This is a genomic window from Psychrobacter sp. 1Y4, from assembly GCF_051847555.1.
Genome location: NZ_JBPYDE010000054.1, coordinates 1 through 1,507, shown reverse-complemented (window position 1 = coordinate 1,507; position 1,507 = coordinate 1). Strand labels below are relative to the sequence as shown.

At 39.1% G+C, this 1,507-nt stretch carries 1 protein-coding gene and 1 pseudogene; both read right to left on the bottom strand.

Translation table 11 applies throughout. From position 1 onward, the window contains the following. Positions 1-622: hypothetical protein (locus tag ACS8FC_RS14100; RefSeq protein ID WP_439297221.1), on the bottom strand; the 622-nt coding region annotated here is incomplete at its 3' end. Further along, positions 622-1,507 (bottom strand): annotated as a pseudogene (locus tag ACS8FC_RS14095) (hypothetical protein); the annotation flags it as partial. The pseudogene ACS8FC_RS14095 and the gene ACS8FC_RS14100, both read right to left, overlap by 1 nt.

Here is a 1,507-nt window from a genome sequence, read left to right as displayed (position 1 = left end):
CATCAATTAATGAATATAAAGAGTTTTCTATGTGAATTGCTTGTTTAGGCGTTTCAGCTTTGTCAAATGCACCCCCAGAATCCATCATTAATTGTACAAAAATAACTCTACATAGGTAATTTATCATTGTATTGGTAATAATCTCAGCTGTGACGTTTTGAGAATCGAATATTTCTATGCCTTCTAACGCTTCGGCTAAGGATAGATTCATAGCAGCTCTTATTTTTTCTGAATCACCATCTTCAGTTGCAAGAGACTGCGTTATCCTAGATATTGCAATGTCAACAGGTAGACCGTTCAGACTATCTAAATTGATAGCTGAAGTACCGGTACCACTACCACTAGTTAGCAAACCAAATAGTTGTGAACCTACACTGGTCGCACTACCCATGCGTCTTACTGCTGCTGCACTTCCTCCACTGGAAATTTTTGCATAATGCCCAACAGCTTTTCTTAAATCGGAACTACTACCGTTTGATACTGCTCTACCTAAAGACTCTCTGAAAGAAGCATAGCGACGATTTCCTGAATTTGGTAAAGCTTGCTCAGGTGTGTCATCAGCCCAAGGTGGTATTAAAGGAGACTTTCCTCCTGGTCCTGGGCTAGATTGCGAAGTTCCCATTACTGCTCCTTAGACCACGATGATTGATTTAAAACGCGCTTCAACCATACAGGCTGTTCATTGAGGCTACCTAAGTACCTGACTAATATATTTGCTGAAGCTTCAGAGTGTTCTGCAAGAATATAAGCACCAGCAAAACCTATTGGCTTATTTGCCCAATCTGATACTGTCCTAAGATGACTAATGAGACCTTCCATAATAGGGACTTCTTCTTCTAGCACTATTGTTTGCATAAGTCTTTTTGCTGTCTGTGATGCCTCATTTTGCGTAACTATAAGCGCATCTAAAATATCTCTACCTGCTGGAGATATACCTGTGATGTATGTACCTATAGGTATAGTTTCTCTAGATAAATATATTGCAGGTCTTAAATCAGTGTTAGATAGTTTAGGTTCAAGCTGTGCCCAGTCTTTTATAAAAGCTGTTGTTGTTGGATTATCAGTCCATGATTTAGGGAGATCAGCATCTTTACCGGACTCCAAACTTGAAATGAAACTAGGTTTTCCCCGTTCTTTATCAATACAGTTATAAAAGTCTTTTGTAGCTTGTGCTCCAGCGCATCGTTCAAATACTACTAGTTTAGTTATAAGTGCTTCATCTATTGGCATATTGCGACGCGCAGCGGTCTTAGAACGCATTTTTATTACGTTTAAAAGTCTTTTCACGGTTCTAGGGTTTCCATGAATAATTGGTGAATTAGCTAATATTGGAGCGATACGGTCTGCTCGTTCAAATGATTTTGCTAATTCGTTATCCTCAGTAAATCCGAGCAGAGCTAACGCATCATTTCTAGTGATAGGGTCATCTTTCCAAGACTGTTGTAGAGCAGCTTCTAATCCCTGTCTAAGGTTATTTAGTTTAGTAGAGTCAATTCCAGCTTCAATT